A 17783-nucleotide genomic window follows, 5' to 3' on the forward strand; every position below is an offset into this window, starting at 1 on the left:
CGTTCCCGCACGCACCCCGTCACCGCACGCACCAGGAGCATCGATGCCCTCCACCGACGTCCCCGTCGATCCGCAGCACGCAGAGACCCTGCATGCCGATCTCGCCGTCCGCGGCACGGCCGTGCTCGATCGGGGCGTGCTCCCGAGTGCGCTGCTGCTCCTCGTGGGCGACCGCATCCTGTGGGCGGGGCCCGAGGAGCAGGCGCCGGCGCACCGGGCCGAGCGGACTCTCGAGCATCCGGGGCTGATCCTCCCCGGTCTCGTGGACCTGCACTGCCACGGCGGCGGCGGCGCCTCCTTCCCCGACTGCGCCGACGCCCAGGAGGCGATGGTCGCCGTGCGCGAGCACCGTCGCCACGGCACCACGTCCCTCGTCGCCTCGCTCGTGACCGCCTCGGCCGACGAGCTCGGCCGGCGCGTGGGCATGCTCGCCGGGCTCGTCGAGGACGGCGAGGTCGAGGCGATCCATCTCGAGGGCCCCTTCATCTCCGAGGCGCGCAAGGGCGCCCAGAACCTCGCCCACATCACCGGCGGCGACGCCGCTCTCGTCGGCGAGCTGTGCGCGGCGGGCCGCGGCGCGGTCGCGACGATGACCATGGCCCCGGAGACGGCGTCGGCCACCGCGGTCATCGACGCCCTCGCCGCCGGCGGTGCCGTCCCCTCGCTCGGCCACACCGACTGCGACAGCGCCCAGATGGACGCGGCGATCATCGCCTCCCGCGATGCCCTGCGCCGTCATCACGGCCGCTCCGCGCTGCCCACCGCGACGCACCTGTTCAACGGCATGCGGCCCATCCACCACCGCGATCCGGGCCCGGCACTCTCCGCGCTCGACGCGGCCGGCCGCGGGGACATCGTCGTCGAGGTCATCGCCGACGGGGTCCACCTCGCGGCGGAGACCGTCGCCCACGTCTTCTCCCTCGCGGCCGACGGCTGCGTCGTGCTCATCACCGATGCCATGGCCGCCGCGGGCATGGCGGATGGCAGCTACCGGCTCGGTGCGCTGGACGTGGACGTGCAGGACGGCGTCGCGACCCTCGCCGACGGCGGCTCGATCGCGGGAGGGACCGCGCATCTCATCGACGTCGTGCGCTTCGCCGTGCGCGAGGCCGGCGTGGATCTGGCCGTCGCCGTGCGCGCGGCCACCGCGGTCCCGGCGCGCGTGCTCGGACGCGAGGACGAGATCGGTGCGCTGCGCGAGGGACTCGCGGCCGACGTGCTGCTGGTCGACTCCGACCTGCGTCCCGTGCAGGTCATCCGTCGGGGCGAGCTCGTCGGCACCGCCCAGGCGGACTGAGCTCGCAGCACCCGGCGGGCACCTCGCGCACTGCTCAGTCGGCGTCCCCGCGCACCGCGCCCGTCGGCGCCGCCTCGTACCAGGCGATGACGGCCGAGGAGGTCGTGAAGGGCAGCATGAGCCACAGCGGCTCGCCCTCCCGGCGGACGAACTCGATCTCGGTGTCCAGGACGATGCGCGTCCCTCCGGGGCCGCTCGTCCCGCCGGCGTCAGTCACCGCGCCGGCGTCACTCGCCCCGACGACGCCCTCCGCACCGTCGCCCGCTCCCCCACGACCGACGACGTTCTGCCGCTGGACGTCGAGGATCTCGCTGCGGCGCAGCAGCACCTCACCGCCGGGGAACAGAGCATCGGTGCGGTGCCAGAGCAGACCCTGGGAGGTGAAGCGCAGGCGCCCGCCGCGCCAGGCGCCGCGTCCTCCTCGGGCCCGGGGTCGCCACAGGAAGCAGTCGAGCGCGCCGCCGCGGCGCGCGATCACCACGGAGCGGACCAGCACAGCGAGCGCCAGCAGAACGACCAACGTCCCGATCACCACGAGGGTGATCGGGACGTTGACGTGCATCATCGGTGCGCGTTCGCCTCAGCGGGCGGCCGTGGCGCGATCGGCATGATCGACGGCGATCGTCACCACGTCGCGATCCATGGAGACGAAGCCCCCGTCGACCGCTCGCTCGGTGACCTCACCGTCCTCGCCGATGATCCGCACCGCGCCGCGCTCGAGGATCGCGAGCGTGGGCTGCATGCGCGGCAGGATGCCCATCGAGCCGTCGGCGGCGGGGACCACGACCTGGGCGGCGGAGCCGCTCCAGACCGTCCGGTCCGCGGAGACGAAGGTGACCTCGAGGGTGCTCACTCTCCGAGCTCCTTCTGGATCCGGTGCCAGTTCTCCATGACCATGTCGATCCCGCCGACGTTGAAGAACGCCTGCTCGGGGATGTGGTCGAACTCGCCGTCGCAGATGCCCTTGAAGGACTCGATGGTGTCCTTGAGCGGCACGTCCGAGCCGTCCACACCGGTGAACTGCTTGGCCAGGTGCGTGTTCTGCGAGAGGAACTGCTGGATGCGGCGGGCGCGGCCGACGATGACCTTGTCCTCCTCGGACAGCTCGTCGACACCGAGCATCGCGATGATGTCCTGCAGCTCCTTGTTGCGCTGGAGGATCTGCTTCACGCGGTTGGCGACGTCGTAGTGCTCCTGGCCCACATAGCGCGGGTCGAGGATGCGCGAGGTCGAGGTCAGCGGGTCGATCGCCGGGTACAGACCGCGCGAGGCGATCTCGCGGGAGAGCTCGGTGGTCGCGTCCAGGTGGGCGAAGGTCGTCGCCGGGGCCGGGTCGGTGTAGTCGTCGGCCGGGACGTAGATCGCCTGCATCGAGGTGATCGAGTGGCCGCGGGTCGAGGTGATGCGCTCCTGGAGCTGCCCCATCTCGTCGGCCAGGTTCGGCTGATATCCCACGGCCGAGGGCATGCGGCCCAACAGCGTGGAGACCTCGGAGCCCGCCTGCGTGAAGCGGAAGATGTTGTCGATGAACAGCAGCACGTCCTGGCTCTGCACATCGCGGAAGTACTCCGCCATGGTCAGCGCCGAGAGGGCCACGCGCAGACGCGTGCCCGGCGGCTCGTCCATCTGGCCGAAGACCAGGGCGGTCTTCTCGATGACGCCGGACTCGGTCATCTCCTCGATGAGGTCCCAGCCCTCACGGGTGCGCTCGCCCACGCCGGCGAACACGGAGACGCCGTCGTGGTTGTTCGCCACGCGGTAGATCATCTCCTGGATGAGGACGGTCTTGCCGACGCCCGCGCCGCCGAACAGGCCGATCTTGCCGCCCTGCACGTACGGGGTGAGGAGGTCGATCGACTTGATGCCGGTCTCGAACATCTCGGTCTTGGACTCGAGCTGGTCGAAGCTGGGGGCCGTGCGGTGGATGGGCCAGCGCTCGGAGACCTCGAAGGTCTGGCCCTCCTCGATGTTCAGCGGGTTGCCGACCACGTCGAAGACGGTGCCGAGGGTGACGTCGCCGACCGGCACGGAGATCGGGGCGCCGGTGTCGGTCACGGACTGGCCGCGCACGAGGCCGTCCGTCGGCTTGAGCGCAATCGCGCGGACCATGCCGTCGCCGAGGTGCTGGGCCGTCTCGAGCGTGAGGACGGAGGGCTCGAGGCCCGCGCCCTCGGCGCTGATCTCCGTGGTCAGAGCGTTGTAGAGATCGGGGATGTTGCCCGGGGGGAACTCGATGTCGACGACCGCGCCCGTGACACGGGCGATGCGGCCGGTGCCCTGCTGCGCGGAGGCAGCCGGGGCGTCGGTGGTGACTGGGGTGCTCATACGTTTCTCTCCAATGGGTCAGGCCGGCGCGCGGAGCGCTCGCGGCGGCTCAGCGTTCGGTGCGACCGGATCCCGAGAGGGCGTCGGCGCCGCCGACGATCTCCGAGATCTCCTGGGTGATCTCCGCCTGGCGCGCCGAGTTGGCCAGCCGGGTGAACTTGCGGATCTGCTGTTCGGCGTTGTCCGTGGCCGTCTTCATCGCGCGCTGCGTCGCCGCGTGCTCGGAGGCCATCGACTGCATGAGCAGGTTGACGATGCGCGACTCGAGGTAGCGCGGGATCAGCTCGTCCATGACCGTCTCGGCGTCGGGCGCGAACTCGTACAGCGGGTACGAGGGCGCCTCGGCGCCCGCCTCGGCGTCGACGACCTCGAGCGGGACCAGGCGGGTCGCCCGAGCCACCTGCCGGAACCTGCTGAGGAAGCGGGTGCCCACGAGGTACGCCTCGTCGAGATGCACCTCCGGGTCCTCGCTGAGCAGGTCGCCGGTGAGACGCTGCGCGATCTCGTGACCGAGCGCAGGGATCTCGCTCTCCTGGAACGGGGTCCAGGCCGTGACCGGCGGACGGTTGCGGAACGTGTAGTAGGTCTCGCCCTTGCGCCCGACGACGTACAGCACGGGCGTCTTGCCCTCGTCGATCAGGTGGTTGGCGAGCTCCTCCGCGGCGCGGATCGCGTTGTGCGAGTACGAGCCCGTCATCCCGCGGTCGGCCGTGATGAGCAGGATGCCGGCGCGGCCGGTCTCGCTGCGCTCCTGGTCGAGGAACGGATGCTCGACGTCGGCCGAATGGGTCGCGACGGCGCCGATCGCCCGAGTGATCGCCTCGGCGTACGGCGTGGTCGCGAGCACCCGGGCGTGGGCCTTGGCGATGCGCGAGGCCGCGACCATCTCCTTGGCCTTGAAGATCTTCTTCATGCCCTGAGCGGAGGTGATCCGCTTCTTGTACTCCCTCTGCTGTGCTCCCATGTCTCTCCTTCGCGGGATGCTCCGGCTGGTCCCGGCGCCGCCCTTCCCTGCAGGATCTCCCCTGCCCGGGCGGACGGCGCACCGGATCATCCGCGGACGATGCGCTCCTGGTCGATGTCCTCGTCCTCCGCGCTCTCGTGCACGTCGGTGCGAGCCTCGCTCTGGCCCTTGCCGGCCAGGAAGTCGCGCTTGACCTGCTCGAGCAGCTCGGTGGCCTGCTGCTCGGTCTCCTCGGAGAACTTCTTCGAGGTGCGGATGTCCTCGAGCACGGTGCCGTTGTGGCGCAGGTGCTCGAGGAGCAGGGACTCGAACTCGCGGACGTCCTCGACCTCGATGTCGTCGAACTTGCCGGTGGTGCCGCCCCAGATCGAGATGACCTCCTCCTCGACCGGGAAGGGCGAGGACTGGGGCTGCTTGAGCAGCTCCATGAGGCGCGCGCCGCGGTTCAGCTGCTGCTTGGAGGCCGCGTCGAGGTCCGAGGCGAACATGGCGAAGGACTCGAGGTCGCGGTACTGCGCGAGCGAGATCTTCAGCGTGCCGGAGACGCCCTTCATCGCCTTGATCTGGGCGGAGCCGCCGACGCGGGAGACCGAGATGCCGACGTCGACAGCGGGGCGCTGATCGGCGTTGAACAGGTCGGACTGCAGGAAGACCTGGCCGTCGGTGATCGAGATGACGTTGGTCGGGATGTACGCCGAGACGTCGTTGGCCTTGGTCTCGATGATCGGCAGGCCGGTCATCGAGCCGCCGCCCATCTCGTCGCTGAGCTTCGCACAGCGCTCGAGGAGGCGGGAGTGCAGGTAGAACACGTCACCGGGGTAGGCCTCGCGGCCCGGCGGGCGGCGCAGCAGCAGCGACACGGCGCGGTAGGCCTCGGCCTGCTTGGTGAGGTCGTCGAAGACGATGAGGACGTGCTTGCCCTCGTACATCCAGTGCTGGCCGATGGCCGAGCCCGCGTAGGGGGCGATGTACTTGAAGCCCGCGGGATCGGAGGCGGGGGCCGCCACGATCGTCGTGTAGTCGAGGGCGCCGGCCTCCTCGAGGGTGGCGCGGACCGACGCGATGGTCGAGCCCTTCTGGCCGACGGCCACGTAGATGCAGCGCACCTGCTGGCTCGGGTCGCCGGACTCCCAGTTCGCCTTCTGGTTCAGGATCGTGTCCAGGGCGATGGTGGTCTTGCCGGTCTGGCGGTCGCCGATGATCAGCTGGCGCTGGCCGCGGCCGATCGGGGTCATCGAGTCGATGGCCTTGATGCCGGTCTGCATCGGCTCCTTGACGCTCTTGCGCTGCATGACCGTGGGGGCCTGCAGCTCGAGGGCGCGGCGCTCGGTGCTGGCGATCTCGCCGAGACCGTCGATGGGGGCGCCGGTGGGGTCGACCACGCGGCCGAGGAAGTCGTCGCCGACGGGCACGGAGAGCACCTCGCCGGTGCGGCGCACCTCCTGGCCCTCCTCGATGCCGGAGAACTCGCCGAGGACGACGACGCCGACCTCGCGCAGCTCGAGGTTCAGGGCCAGACCGAGAGTGCCGTCCTCGAAGCGGACGAGCTCGTTGGCCATGACGCCGGGGAGCCCCTCGACGCGGGCGATGCCGTCGGCCGACTCGGTGACGCGGCCGATCTCCTCGCGCTCGGGCGTGCCGGCCTGGTAGGTGGACACTGCGGTGTCCAGGGCGTTCCGGATGTCCTCCGGGCGGATCTTGAGCTCAGCCATCGCGGTGCTTCGCTTCCTTCTCTGCCCCGCGGGCGGGGCGGTGGTCGTACCAGCTGTGGTCGTCAGAGGGGAGGTCCCGGGGGATCTCCGGTGGATCTCGCCGCGCGGCCGTCAGGCCACCAGGCGGGAGCGCGCCTGGGCCAGGCGCGCGAGGACTGTCGCGTCGTAGAGGTCGTCCTCGACCTGGACGCGCAGGCCGCCGACGACGTCCTCGTCCAGCTCGAAGTTGGTCTGGACCTCGCGGCCGTAGATCCGGGCGAGGATCGAGGACAGGCGCGACTGCTGCTCGGGGGTGAGCTGTCGCGCGCTGCGCACGATCGCCAGCAGACGGCGGCGCCGCGCCGAGGCGAACTCGGCGAAGCCCAGGAGGCGGCGAGCGGGCTTGACGTCCGTGCGCCGACCCACCGCACGGCGGGCGAGCGCGAGGGTCAGCGGGTGCACGCGGCCCTCGAGCAGTCGCGAGACGATCCCCGCACGCTGCTCGGGCTGCTCGCGGGCGTCGTCCAGGGCGCCGGTGAGCTCGCCGCTCTCGTCGATCACGCGGGAGATCTGGAAGAGCTCCTCCTCGACCTGCTCGAGCACGCCCTCGCGGGCCGCCTGCTCGAGGAGGGCCTCGACGCCGAGCTGCTCGAGGGCGTCCAGGACGTCCTCCTGCTCGGACCAGCGGCGGCCGACGATCTCGAGAATCACGGAGAGCGCTCCGGGGCTGACGCGCCCTTCGAAGAGCGAGCGCGCCACGGACTGCTTGACCTCGGCGGGTCGGCCTCCGTCGCTCAGCATCCGCACCAGCTGGTTGCTGGAGTCGATCGCGTCGGCGGCCCCGAAGAGGTCCTCGGCGACCTGCGCCAGCGACGTGTCGTCGCCGCGCAGGAGGTCCTGGGACCGCTGGGTCACCTCACGCAGGGAGGTGGAGGAGGTTCCTCGCATCTGGTGTCCTTATCGGGTCGCGGTCTGGGACGACTCGAGGTCGTCCAGGAACCGGTCGATCACGCGGCGGGAGCGCTCGTCGTCGGTGAGGGACTCCCCGACGATCTTGGAGGCGAGGTCGCTCGCGAGCGTGCCGACCTCTCCCTTGAGCTGGGCCGCGGCGGTGGTGCGCTCGGCCGAGAGCTGCTGACGGCCGGCGGTGAGGATGCGCTCGTTCTCGGCCTCGGCGCGCGCCTTGGCCTCCTCGACGATCGCGGCGCCGTCCGCACGGGCCTTCTCGCGGATGGAGGCGGCCTCCTGGCGCGCCGCCGCGAGCTCCTGCTCCTGCTCGTCCTTCAGCTGGTCCGCCTGCTGCTGTACCTCCTCGGCCTTCTTCAGACCGCCTTCGATCTTCTCGCTGCGCTCATCGAGCACGGCGTTCAGCCGCGGCAGGATGAACTTGATGAAGACGACGGCGAAGATGACCAGGAAGATCAGCGACCAGACGATCTCCTGGGGCTCGGGCACCAGGATCTTCCAGCCCTCGACCTCTTCCGAGGTGCCTTCGGCAAGAATCATGGTGGGGGTCCTCAGCTGTTGAAGAGGAAGCCGGTGACGATCGCCAGCAGCGTCAGGATCTCGGTGAAGGCGATACCGATGAACATGGTCGACTGCAGGGCGCCGCGCAGCTCGGGCTGGCGGGCGGTCGCCTCGGCGGTCTTGCCCACGATGATGCCGATGCCGATGCCGGGGCCGATCGCCGCGAGGCCGTAGCCGATCGACGCGACGTTGCCGGAGAGAGCAGCGAGGGTGGTGGCGTCCACAGGGTTTCCTTTCGTTGTGCCGACCGGGTGGACGGCGCGTTCTGGGGAGGTGACGACGGAGCGGGTCAGTGCTCGTCCGACGTCGCCATGTTGATGTACACGGCGGTCAGGATGGTGAAGATGAAGGCCTGCAGGGCGGCCACGAAGATCTCGAAGCCGTAGATGCCGATCGCGAGGGCCCCGGAGAAGGGCGCGACGGCGATGAGCGCGGAGCCCGAGAACAGCAGGCCCTGTGTGAGCCCGATGAAGACCACGAGCATGATGTGCCCGGCGACCATGTTGGCGAGCAGTCGGATCGTCAGCGAGGCCCAGCGGATCACGGCGAGCTGGAGGAACTCGATCGGGATCAGCAGGATGTAGATCGGCTTCGGCACGCCGGGGGGCATCGTCTCGTGCTTGAGGTAGCCGCCCAGGCCGTGCTTCTTGATGCCGAAGGAGATGTAGACGATGAACGTCCACAGCGCCGCGAGCAGCGGCAGGCCGATCACCGAGGTGCCGGCGAGGTTCAGCCCGGGGATCACGCCCGCGAGGTTCATCGTGAGGATGAAGAAGAACATCGTCACGAGCATGGGGGCGTACTTCTTGCCCTCGCGCATGCCCAGGGTGTTCTCGATGATCGAGTGGTCGACGAACTCGATGATCATCTCGACGATGCTCTGCGCGCGACCGGGCACGAGCTTGGCGCGGGAGGCTATGACCGCCATCACCGTGAGCACGACGACGAGGATGATGAGCCGCACGAGCTGGACGCGGTTGAACTCGAACCACGTGCCGCCGAAGAGGATGGCGTCCGGGAAGAACTCGGAGATGCTCGGCGTGTGGAACTCGAAGCCCTCGGCGAGGAGGTTCGGAGTGGCGTCGGCGGTGTTCAGCGCGATCTCCCGTGGTCGTCGTGTCGGCATCCGCCCCGCCGGTTCCGGCGGACGGGTGACGAGGCCCTGGGGCCTCGGCCGTCGCTGGCGTCAGCAGTCTGGATGGTCGTGCATGTCCTCTGATCCCCCACCGGGGTCGGGGATGCCGCGAGACGGTGCCGCCGGGCCGCGGACGAGCCGAGGTCGGGGAGGCGGCGTCGGAACGATCCGGGACCCGCCGAACCCACGGCTCACCCCGGAGGGGCGGTGTGGTGGAGTGTCACGGGGGCCGTTCCAGGCCACGCGAAGACTCCCCGAGCATATCAGAGCGTCACTGCTCCCGAGGGGGTTCCGCGACCTCCAGACGTGCACGTGAGCGCACCATCCCGACCGCCTCGGTGACAGCCGCCACGACCGCCCCCGCGAGCAGGGCGACGCCGAGCCAGGGCCGCGAGAGCCAGCTCGCGTCGCCGAGCAGCAGGAGCGCGATGACCAGCACGAACATCTTCACGAGCCAGCTTCCCATGAGCACCATGGCGTACGAGGTGCCGGGCAGCGGACGGGCGATCCGGGCGCTCACCACTGTGGGCAGGGTCACCACGAGAGCGAGGCCACTCCCGACCAGCGCGCCGGGCACCGCGCCCGCGCCGCCGAGCAGCGCGGCGAGGAGGATGACGACCGCGTCGACGACGATCCCCGCGAGGATCGCGAGCAGCAGGGCCCGCATCAGCAGACGGTCGTTGTGGCGGCGGGCGCGCGCGATCCCCTCGTCGCTCGCAGCGGCGGGATCGGGTCGGTCGGCGGCGGGCATCGGCGTCTCGGATTCCTCGGGGGTCTCGGGTCGGGTCGGGTCGAGTCAGGTCTGGGCTGGGCTGGTCTGGTCTGGGGCCGCGGCCGACGGGGTCAGCCGGCCTCGCGCTCGTGGGCGGGGCGGCGCCGGGCGGAGCGGCGGCGCAGTCGGGCGACCGGATCGATCGTCACCACGAAGGCGACGAGCAGCCCGATCCCCCAGAAGATCACGACGGTGCGCATGTCCACGAGGGCCGGAAGCAGCATCCCCACCGAGATCACGATCGCCCACATGTACATGATCAGGACCGCGCCGAGCTGCGAGTGGCCGATCGCGAGGAGGCGATGGTGCAGGTGGAGCTTGTCGGCGTGGAAGGGCGAGTGGCCCGAGCCGATGCGGCGGACGACGGCGAGCACGAAGTCGAGGAACGGGATGAACATGACGCCGATGGGCAGCAGGATCGGCAGGAACTGACCGATCACCTTCGCGTCGGACAGCTGCGCGGTGTCGATCTGGCCGGTCACCGTGATGGTGCTCGCGGCGAGGAGCAGGCCCAGGAGCATCGAGCCCGAATCGCCCATGAAGATCTTCGCGCGCGGCAGGTTGTGCGGCAGGAACCCCAGACAGGCGCCCACCATCGCGGCCGTGATCAGGGCCGCGAGCGAGGAGTAGTCCGTGGTCGAGGCGCTGCGGGTGAGCATGTAGGCGTAGGCGAAGAACGCCGTGCCGCCGATAGCCATGACTCCTGCGGCCAGGCCGTCCAGACCGTCCACGAAGTTCACGGCGTTCATCGAGACCACCACGACGAGCACCGTGAGGATGATGGCGCTGCGCGAGGACAGCAGGGTGACGCCGCCGATGGGCAGGGACACCAGGCGCACGCCCTCGGCGGCCAGCAGGACGGCGGCGAGCACCTGGCCCGCGAGCTTGGTGACCCAGTCGAGGTCCCATTTGTCGTCGGCGGCGCCCAGGAGGGCGACGATCCCGGCGGCGGCGAGGATCGCCCAGGGCTGGCTGCTCTCGTGGAACAGGCCGTGGAGGAACGGGATGCGGCTGGCGATGAGCATCGCCGCGGCGACCCCCACCAGGATCCCCAGTCCCCCGAGACGCGGGGTCACGACCGTGTGGACGTCGCGCGAGCGGACCGCCGTCATCGCCCCGATCCTGCGCGCCATGAGGCGCACCGCGGGTGTGACCAGGAAGGTCACCGCCGCCGCGAGGAGCAGGACGAACAGGTAGATCCTCACGCGGGGCGGCTCCCGGTCTCCCCGGGTCCGTCGGCGGAGGCATCGGGCTCTGCGGAGGAGTCGGGATCGGCGGCGGAAGCGTCCACGACGTCGACGTCGACGTCCGCGGCGGCCGTCCCGGACTCGCCGGGCGCGACCAGCGGGGTGGAGCCGGCGGCGGCGAAGGCGTCGGCGCCGATGTCCTCGACGTTCTCCTCGCCCGCCGTCGCGGCGGACTCGTCGGCCGCGGTCTCCGCGTCCGTCGCCCCCTCGGCCGGCACATCCTCCGCCGTCGCCTCGTCGGCGTCGGTCGCGGTCCCGTCGGCGTCGGTCGTGGTCCCGTCGGCGTCGGAGTCGACCTCGCCGCCATCGGCCTCCGTCCCGGCTGCGGATCCGCCCTCGGGCTCCTCGGGCTCGGGCGCGGTGAAGATGTCGCCGACGGCCTCGACGATCTGCTCGCGGGTGAGCGCGCCCTCGCGGACGATCTCCGCGGGCTCGACCGTGGTGTCGATGATCGTGGAGGCGGTGCCCAGGCGCGCGGGGCCACCGTCGAGGTAGACGTCGACGCGGTCGCCGAGCTGGGTGGCGGCATCCATGATGCTGAGCGCCGCGGGCTTGCCGTGGCGATTCGCGCTCGAGACGGCGAGCGGGCCGGTGCGGCGCAGCAGCTCGAGGGTGACCTCGTCGTCGGGCATGCGCAGGGCGACGGTGCCCCGGGTCTCCCCCAGGTCCCAGTTCAGAGAGGGCTGCGCGGTGAGGATCAGGGTGAGCGCGCCGGGCCAGAAGGCCTCGGTGAGGCGCTCGGCGTACTCGGGGACGTCGACCGCGAGTCCCAGCAGCACGGCGGGGTCACCGACGAGCACCGGCGGCGGGGCGTCGCGCCCGCGGTCCTTGGCGTCCAGGAGCGCCTGCACGGCGTCCGGGGTGAAGGCGTCCGCGCCGATGCCGTAGACGGTGTCGGTGGGGAGCACGATCAGGCCGCCGTCGGAGAGGGCGTCCTGGGCGGCCTGGAGGCCCTCGTCGCGGGTGGCTTCGTTCGTGGTGTCGTACACGCTCACGGCGCTCAGTCTCTCATCTCGTGCTGGGGGTGGACGGGTCGGCGCGGAGGGCGACCAGGAAGCGGTCGCGGTCGGTGAGGTCGCGGACCGTGCGGATGTCGGTGAACGAGCCCGTGCCATGGGCGAGGGCTCGCGTCGAGGAGCCCTGCACGTCGGCGTGCTCCATCACGAGCAGACCGCCGGGGCGCAGCAGGCGCGCGGCGAGCGCGACCACGGAGCGGGGCACGTCGAGTCCGTCCTCTCCCCCGCCGAACAGCGCGCGGGCCGGATCGTGCTCGCGCACCTCCTGATCACGGGGGATCGCATCGGCGGGGATGTAGGGCGGGTTCGCGAGCACCGCGTCGACGCCGCCGGCGAGGGCGCCGAGGCCGGCCTCGGGGTCCGCGAGCAGACGCGCGTCCTCCACGTCGCCCGCGCGGACTGCTCCCCGCTCCGGGTCCACGGCCGCGAGGTTCTGCTCGGCCAGGTCCCGGGCGGCGGGGTCGATCTCGACGGCGAGGACGCGAGCTGCGGGCATCTCGTCGAGGACGGCGGCGGCGAGGGCGCCGCTCCCGGTGCAGAGGTCCACGACCGTGCGCACGTCGTGCGACCGCGCGTGCTCGAGGAGCAGATCGATCGCGAGCTCGGTCTCCGGGCGCGGGATGAACACGCCGGGAGCGGTGGCGAGCTGGAGGCGGCGGAACGGGGCGCGGCCGAGGATCAGCTGCAGGGGCTCTCTGCGCTCGCGGCGGGCCACGAGCTCCTCGAGGCGCGCGTCGAAGTCCTCCGGGAGCGCATCGAGCATGACCAGCGGCCCGTCGGCGCGCGCTGCGGCCTCGATGAGCGTGCGGGACTCGGCGCTCGAGGACACGATGCCGGCCTCGCCCAGACGGGCGGTCGTGCGCGACAGCGCGCTGCGCAGGCGCATCCGCACGTCGTCGCTCACAGCTCCCCCTCGGCGGCGTCGCGCAGGCGCTGCTCGGCCTCGGCGCGGCGGGAGGAGTCGATGAGGGCGTCGAGGTCGCCCGCGAGGACGGCCTCGAGGTTGCCGGCCTTGAAGCCGGTGCGGTGGTCGGTCACCCGCGACTCGGGGAAGTTGTACGTGCGGATCCGCTCGGAGCGGTCGACGGTGCGCACCTGGGAGCGGCGGCTCGCGGAGGCCTCGGCATCCTGCGCGGCGCGGCGCGCCTCGAGCAGGCGCGAGCGCAGGATCCGCATCGCCTGCTCGCGGTTCTGCAGCTGGCTCTTCTCGTTCTGGCAGGAGACGACGATGCCGGTGGGCAGGTGGGTGATGCGCACGGCGGAGTCCGTCGTGTTCACGCTCTGCCCGCCCGGCCCGGAGGAGCGGAAGACGTCGATGCGCAGGTTCGCCGAGGCCATCTGCTCGGCGAGCAGCTCCGCCTCGTCGGTCTCGTCGGCCTCGGGCATCACCAGGACGCCGACGGCGGAGGTGTGGATGCGACCGGCGGACTCGGTGACCGGCACGCGCTGGACCCGGTGGACGCCGCCCTCGTGCTTGAGGTGCGCCCAGACGCCGACGGCCGCTCCCCCGCCGGCACCGCCTGTCGCGCCACCGGTCCCGACCCCGCCGCCGACGGCGGACGAGCCCGCCCGGATCGAGAGGGTCGCGTCCTTGATGCCGCCCAGGTCGGAGTCGGTGGAGTCGATGACCTCGAGCGTCCAGCCCCGGGAGAGCGCGTACTGCCGGTACATGCGCAGCATCTCCGCGGCGAACAGGGCGGATTCCTCGCCGCCGGCGCCCGCTTTGATCTCCATGAGCACGTCCCGGGAGTCGTCCTCGTCGCGCGGGGCGAGAAGCTCTCGCAGGTGCTCGCGGAGGGTCGCGACGCGCTCGGCGTCCCGCTCGGCCTCGGCCGCGAACTCGGGGTCCTCTGCGGCGAGCTCGCGCGCGGCGTCGCGGTCCTCGGCCGCGCCGCGCAGGTCGCGCAGCGCAGTGACGATCTGGTCGACCTCGGCGTAGCGGCGCCCCACGCGGCGGGCGCGGGAGGCGTCGGCATGCAGGGCGGGGTCCGCCATGCGCCGCTGCAGCTCGGCGTGCTCGGCCTCGAGGGCGCTCAGCCGCTCGAGCGGGAGGCCGTCGAGGTCATCAGCGGGATGCGCCACGGCCTCTCCTCGGATCAGAACACCGGCAGGATCTTGTCATCGCCGGGCCGGGAGGCCGGATGACACGACACCGGCGGCTCCCCAGGGGAAACCGCCGGTGTCGGAAGCGCTGTTACTTGGACTTCTTGCCGTAGCGGGCCTCGAAGCGGGCCACGCGACCGCCGGTGTCCAGGATCTTCTGCTTGCCCGTGTAGAACGGGTGGCATGCGGAGCAGACCTCGGCGCGGATCTCGCCGTCGCCCTTGGTGCTGCGGGTGGTGAACGTGTTGCCGCAGGTGCAGGTCACCTGGGTCACGTGATAATCCGGGTGGATGTTCGCCTTCATGATCTCTCCTTCGTGAGGTCGCTGGGTCGGTGCCCGACGGGCGCCGTGAACCAGAACCGACGCCCGATTGTGCCACGTGCGCGCGAGCGGGCACACCCCTCGGCGCGCGGGGGTGACGAACTCCCCACGGGGCGCCCGGCCCGTCCCGCTCTCAGGCGGACTCGCGGACCACGAGCCGGTAGGGCACGGTGCGCGCGGCCCCGCCGTCTGCCGCGCTCAGCCGTCCGGTGAACAGCCCGTCCACGAGGTCGACCGCTTCGCGGGCCACGGCCTCGAGGTCGACGCCGATGGTCGTGAGCTCGGGAGAGACCAGCTCCCCCAGCGTGAGCCCGTCGACGCCCGTGACGCGCACGTCCTCGGGCACGTTCAGGCCTCGGGTGCGCAGTGCCTTGAGCACCTGCAGGGCGTGCACGTCGTTCCAGGCCATGAGGGTGTCCGCGCCGGCATCGAGAGCGGCCTCGACCTGCGCCGGGATGCCGTCCGCCGACGCCGGGACGAGGTCCACCGCATCGATCTGCCGGCCGACGGCCTCCCGCATCTGGTGCGCGCGGCGGCTCTCCCCGTCCTGGGCGCTGTCGAGCACGGCGACGCGCGCGGCGCCGGACCTCCTCAGGTGTGCGGCGAGCTCGGACATCGCGTCCTCCTCCGCGAAGCGCACGCCCGCACCGTCGGCCTCCTGGAGGTCTAGGCGCACGAGCGGCATGCGCGCGGGGACGATCTCGTCGGCGTCGGCCGGGAGGCTGTAGCCCAGCAGGGCGTCGGCCCGGCGCACGAGCTCGGTCGCAATCGCCTCGGCCTCCGCTCCGTTCTCGGTCTCGGCGACGACGACGTTCCAGCCGCGCCGTGCGCTCTCGCGGATCACGGCGGCGGCGATCTCCGGGAAGAACGTGTTGGTGAGCTCGTTGACCAGCAGGCCCAGCGTGGGCGGCCCCTGGGAGACGAGACCGCGCCCGAAGCGCGAGGGCCGGTAGTTCAGCTCCTCGGCCGCTGCGAGCACGCGCTCGCGGGTGTCGGGGCTGATGCCGGGCATGTCGTTCATGGCCCGGGTGACCGTCTGCCGCGAGACGCCGGCGAGCGTGGCGACGTCGACGATGGTGGCGCGCCGGGCGCCCGTCGTCCGGTCCGTCCGCGCACCGGCGCTCTCACGGCTTCTGCTCACGCAACGTCCTCCCGAAGATCCAGCCACGCGACCTGCTCGGGGGTCAGCTGCACCGAGAGGCCTTCCATAGAGGATCGCATCTCCGCGATGGAGCGGGGGCCGAACAGCGGGAACGTGGGGAACGGCTGGGCGAGCACGTAAGCGAGCGCGATCGCGGTGGGCGGCACGCCGAACTCGCGGGCGAGGGTGCGGGCGCGCTCGAGGCGCTCGAAGTTGCCGTCGGAGTAGTAGCAGCGCACGAGCTCGGCGTCCGAGCGGTCCTCGGGCGCGGCGCGGCCGGTGAAGAAGCCCCGCGCCTGCGAGGACCAGGGGAAGAGCGGGATCTTCCGCTCCTCGAGCCAGGCCTTCGAGTCCGGGTCGGTCGCGTGCACGCAGCCGGCCCAGGGGACGTCGAGCGCCTCGGCGAGGCCGAAGTGGTTGCTCAGCACGCTGAAGCCCTGCCTGCCGTGGGCCGCGGCGTACGCGTTCGCCTCGTCGACGCGCGCGGGCGTCCAGTTCGACCCGCCGAACGCACGGATCCGACCTGCCTCGAGGTGCTCGTTGAGCACGTCGACGAACTCGCCGACGGGGATGTCGAGGTTGTCCCTGTGCATCATGTAGAGATCCGCGTAGTCGGTCTGCTGGCGCTCGAGCGACTCCAGCAGCTGGCGGCTCAGGGACGCGGGGTCGCAGTGCGGGGTGTGCGCACCCTTGGTGATCACCACGACGTCCTCGCGGATGCCGCGATTCGTGATCCACTGGCCGAGCTGCACCTCGTGGTGACCGCCGCCGTAGATGTATGCGGAGTCGAAGGTGGTGCCGCCGGCCTCGACGAAGGCGTCGAACAGGGCGGAGGCATGGGCGAGGTTCGGCTGGTTGTCGCAGCCCATGACCAGGCGGGAGATCCTCTTGCCGACCCCCGGGATCTCGCCGTAGGGCATGACGGGGTGCTCGCCGTCCTCCCGCACGCGCAGCGGGGCGCCGGAGACGGTGGGGATCGCGGAGTCCTCACGCTCGAACGGATAGCGCAGGCCGATCTGCTCGCGCCAGTCGTCGAGCGCGCGGGCCTGGCCGAGGCTCACCTCGAGGTCGAGCTCGGGCACCTCGGACCGTCCCGCGGAGACGGCGCGGGCGAGAGCATCCGCTTCCAGTGCGTAGGGGTGGGCGTGCTCCACACGGATCTCGCGCGGCTCCTCCCCCACCACGTCGAGGTGGATCACGGTGTCCTCCCCGAGCGTCCACGGATCCTCGAGACGGATCACGCCCCGGCTGCCGGTGATGGTCGCGGACTGCGGGTCCGCCAGGCGCACACCGGTGCGCAGGCTCGCGGTGGCGCCGCCAGGGAAGGTGAGCTCCGCGCTCGCCCACTCGTCGACGCCCGTCGGGCCGACGGTGCCTGCGGCGGAGAGCGAGGCGGGCTCGACGGCGGTGCGCCCGGCGGCGGCCCCGGCGACCAGGCGCGCGAAGGACAGCGGGTAGCAGCCGACGTCGAGGATCCCGCCGCCGGCGATCTGCGGATCGAACAGACGGCCCTCGCGCGCCCCGGTGTCGAAGGAGAACGAGGCGTCGACGTGCGCGAGCTCGCCGATCGCGCCCTCGCGCACGAGGTCGAGCACCTGGAGGGTCTGCGGATGGAAGCGGTACATGAAGGCCTCGAGCAGCACGCGCCCGGTGCGGCGGGCGACGTCCGCGACGGCCATCGCGGTGCCGTGGTTCGCCGCCAGAGGCTTCTCGCACAGCACGTGCTTGCCGGCCTCGAGTGCGGCGATGCTCAGGCGCGCGTGCTCGGTGTGCACCGTGGAGACGTACACGGCGTCGACCGCGTCGGAGGCCAGCACCTCCTCGTAGGTGCCGATCACGGCGCCCGGGTCCTCCGCGATGCCGAACTCGCGCGCGAACTCGTGGGCCCGCTCCGGGTCGCGACTGCCCGCGCCCACGAGCACGCCGAGCTCGCTGTGCGGCAGCTGGCCCGCGAAGCGACGGGCGATCGAGCCGGGGCCGAGCACGGCCCAGCGCAGGCGGGCGGTGTCATTAGGCGCGGCAGATGCCGGGCGCTCCGTGCTGCTGTCGTCGTGGATGGGGGCGCTGCTGTCGGTGCTCATGGATGCGACCTCGCTGTCGAAGGGTGGGGAGCTGCGGAAGGCGGGTGCTGCGGGCGGATGCCGGACGAGGGCCGCACCGGGACCGCCGCGACCCGTCGGTGATGCGTGAACGTTCACGACAGGGATCACGCTACACGTCCACCGGCCGCGGCGCCATGCCTC

At 71.6% G+C, this 17783-nt stretch carries 18 protein-coding genes; 1 reads left to right on the plus strand and 17 read right to left on the minus strand.

What is annotated here, in order from left to right:
• Positions 1-43 precede the first annotated feature (43 nt).
• The gene (locus I8D64_RS02920) at positions 44-1297 is read left to right on the plus strand and encodes an N-acetylglucosamine-6-phosphate deacetylase (protein ID WP_200500977.1); all 1254 of its coding nucleotides are present in this window, start codon (positions 44-46) and stop codon (positions 1295-1297) included.
• 34 nt (positions 1298-1331) lie between these two features.
• Here the strand turns inward: I8D64_RS02920 and I8D64_RS02925 are convergent, their stop codons facing one another.
• From I8D64_RS02925 to I8D64_RS03005, 17 genes are all read right to left on the minus strand, one after another.
• Positions 1332-1862: a DUF2550 family protein gene (locus I8D64_RS02925; protein ID WP_200500978.1), complete on the minus strand. Its 531-nt coding sequence runs from the start codon at positions 1860-1862 to the stop codon at positions 1332-1334.
• Between the two features lie 15 nt (positions 1863-1877).
• Positions 1878-2150, minus strand: a complete 273-nt coding sequence (locus tag I8D64_RS02930; RefSeq protein WP_200500979.1) for a F0F1 ATP synthase subunit epsilon — start codon at positions 2148-2150, stop codon at positions 1878-1880.
• Positions 2147-3622, minus strand: coding sequence for a F0F1 ATP synthase subunit beta (atpD, locus tag I8D64_RS02935; RefSeq protein ID WP_200500980.1), 1476 nt, complete (start codon positions 3620-3622; stop codon positions 2147-2149). Before atpD ends, I8D64_RS02930 begins: the two co-directional genes overlap by 4 nt.
• A 49-nt stretch (positions 3623-3671) precedes the next feature.
• Positions 3672-4586, minus strand: coding sequence for a F0F1 ATP synthase subunit gamma (locus tag I8D64_RS02940; RefSeq protein ID WP_200500981.1), 915 nt, complete (start codon positions 4584-4586; stop codon positions 3672-3674).
• 86 nt (positions 4587-4672) lie between these two features.
• A complete protein-coding gene (gene atpA, locus I8D64_RS02945; RefSeq protein ID WP_200500982.1) occupies positions 4673-6298 on the minus strand; it encodes a F0F1 ATP synthase subunit alpha in 1626 nt (541 codons plus the stop codon).
• 111 nt (positions 6299-6409) lie between these two features.
• Complete coding sequence (locus tag I8D64_RS02950; protein ID WP_200500983.1) at positions 6410-7225, minus strand: F0F1 ATP synthase subunit delta; 816 nt, start codon at positions 7223-7225, stop codon at positions 6410-6412.
• Between the two features lie 9 nt (positions 7226-7234).
• Complete coding sequence (locus I8D64_RS02955) at positions 7235-7783, minus strand: F0F1 ATP synthase subunit B (RefSeq protein WP_200500984.1); 549 nt, start codon at positions 7781-7783, stop codon at positions 7235-7237.
• A gap of 11 nt (positions 7784-7794) precedes the next feature.
• Complete coding sequence (gene atpE, locus I8D64_RS17110) at positions 7795-8028, minus strand: ATP synthase F0 subunit C (protein WP_200500985.1); 234 nt, start codon at positions 8026-8028, stop codon at positions 7795-7797.
• Positions 8029-8093: 65 nt separating this feature from the next.
• Positions 8094-8930 (minus strand): F0F1 ATP synthase subunit A, encoded by an 837-nt coding sequence (gene atpB / locus I8D64_RS02965; RefSeq protein WP_152352682.1) that lies wholly within the window; start codon positions 8928-8930, stop codon positions 8094-8096.
• Between the two features lie 280 nt (positions 8931-9210).
• On the minus strand, positions 9211-9690 hold the full coding sequence (locus I8D64_RS02970) for a Cg1360 family ATP-synthase-associated protein (protein WP_200500986.1): 480 nt from the start codon (positions 9688-9690) through the stop codon (positions 9211-9213).
• Positions 9691-9782: 92 nt separating this feature from the next.
• Positions 9783-10916 carry an MraY family glycosyltransferase gene (locus tag I8D64_RS02975; protein WP_200500987.1) on the minus strand — a complete coding sequence of 378 codons (1134 nt, stop codon included), beginning with the start codon at positions 10914-10916 and terminating at the stop codon, positions 9783-9785.
• The gene (locus tag I8D64_RS02980) at positions 10913-11953 is read right to left on the minus strand and encodes an L-threonylcarbamoyladenylate synthase (RefSeq protein ID WP_200500988.1); all 1041 of its coding nucleotides are present in this window, start codon (positions 11951-11953) and stop codon (positions 10913-10915) included. The genes I8D64_RS02975 and I8D64_RS02980 overlap by 4 nt, the downstream gene beginning before the upstream one ends.
• A 13-nt stretch (positions 11954-11966) precedes the next feature.
• Positions 11967-12878 (minus strand): peptide chain release factor N(5)-glutamine methyltransferase, encoded by a 912-nt coding sequence (prmC, locus tag I8D64_RS02985; RefSeq protein WP_343068404.1) that lies wholly within the window; start codon positions 12876-12878, stop codon positions 11967-11969.
• On the minus strand, positions 12875-13969 hold the full coding sequence (locus I8D64_RS02990; protein ID WP_246482713.1) for a peptide chain release factor 1: 1095 nt from the start codon (positions 13967-13969) through the stop codon (positions 12875-12877). Before I8D64_RS02990 ends, prmC begins: the two co-directional genes overlap by 4 nt.
• Before the next feature lie 199 nt (positions 13970-14168).
• Complete coding sequence (gene rpmE, locus I8D64_RS02995; RefSeq protein ID WP_200500990.1) at positions 14169-14381, minus strand: 50S ribosomal protein L31; 213 nt, start codon at positions 14379-14381, stop codon at positions 14169-14171.
• Between the two features lie 151 nt (positions 14382-14532).
• Positions 14533-15540 (minus strand): LacI family DNA-binding transcriptional regulator, encoded by a 1008-nt coding sequence (locus I8D64_RS03000; protein ID WP_343068405.1) that lies wholly within the window; start codon positions 15538-15540, stop codon positions 14533-14535.
• A complete protein-coding gene (locus I8D64_RS03005) occupies positions 15537-17621 on the minus strand; it encodes an aldo/keto reductase (RefSeq protein ID WP_200500991.1) in 2085 nt (694 codons plus the stop codon). The genes I8D64_RS03000 and I8D64_RS03005 overlap by 4 nt, the downstream gene beginning before the upstream one ends.
• Between the last annotated feature and the right edge of the window lie 162 nt (positions 17622-17783).

This window comes from Brachybacterium halotolerans, from assembly GCF_016623465.1.
GTDB classification, from domain to species: domain Bacteria; phylum Actinomycetota; class Actinomycetes; order Actinomycetales; family Dermabacteraceae; genus Brachybacterium; species Brachybacterium halotolerans.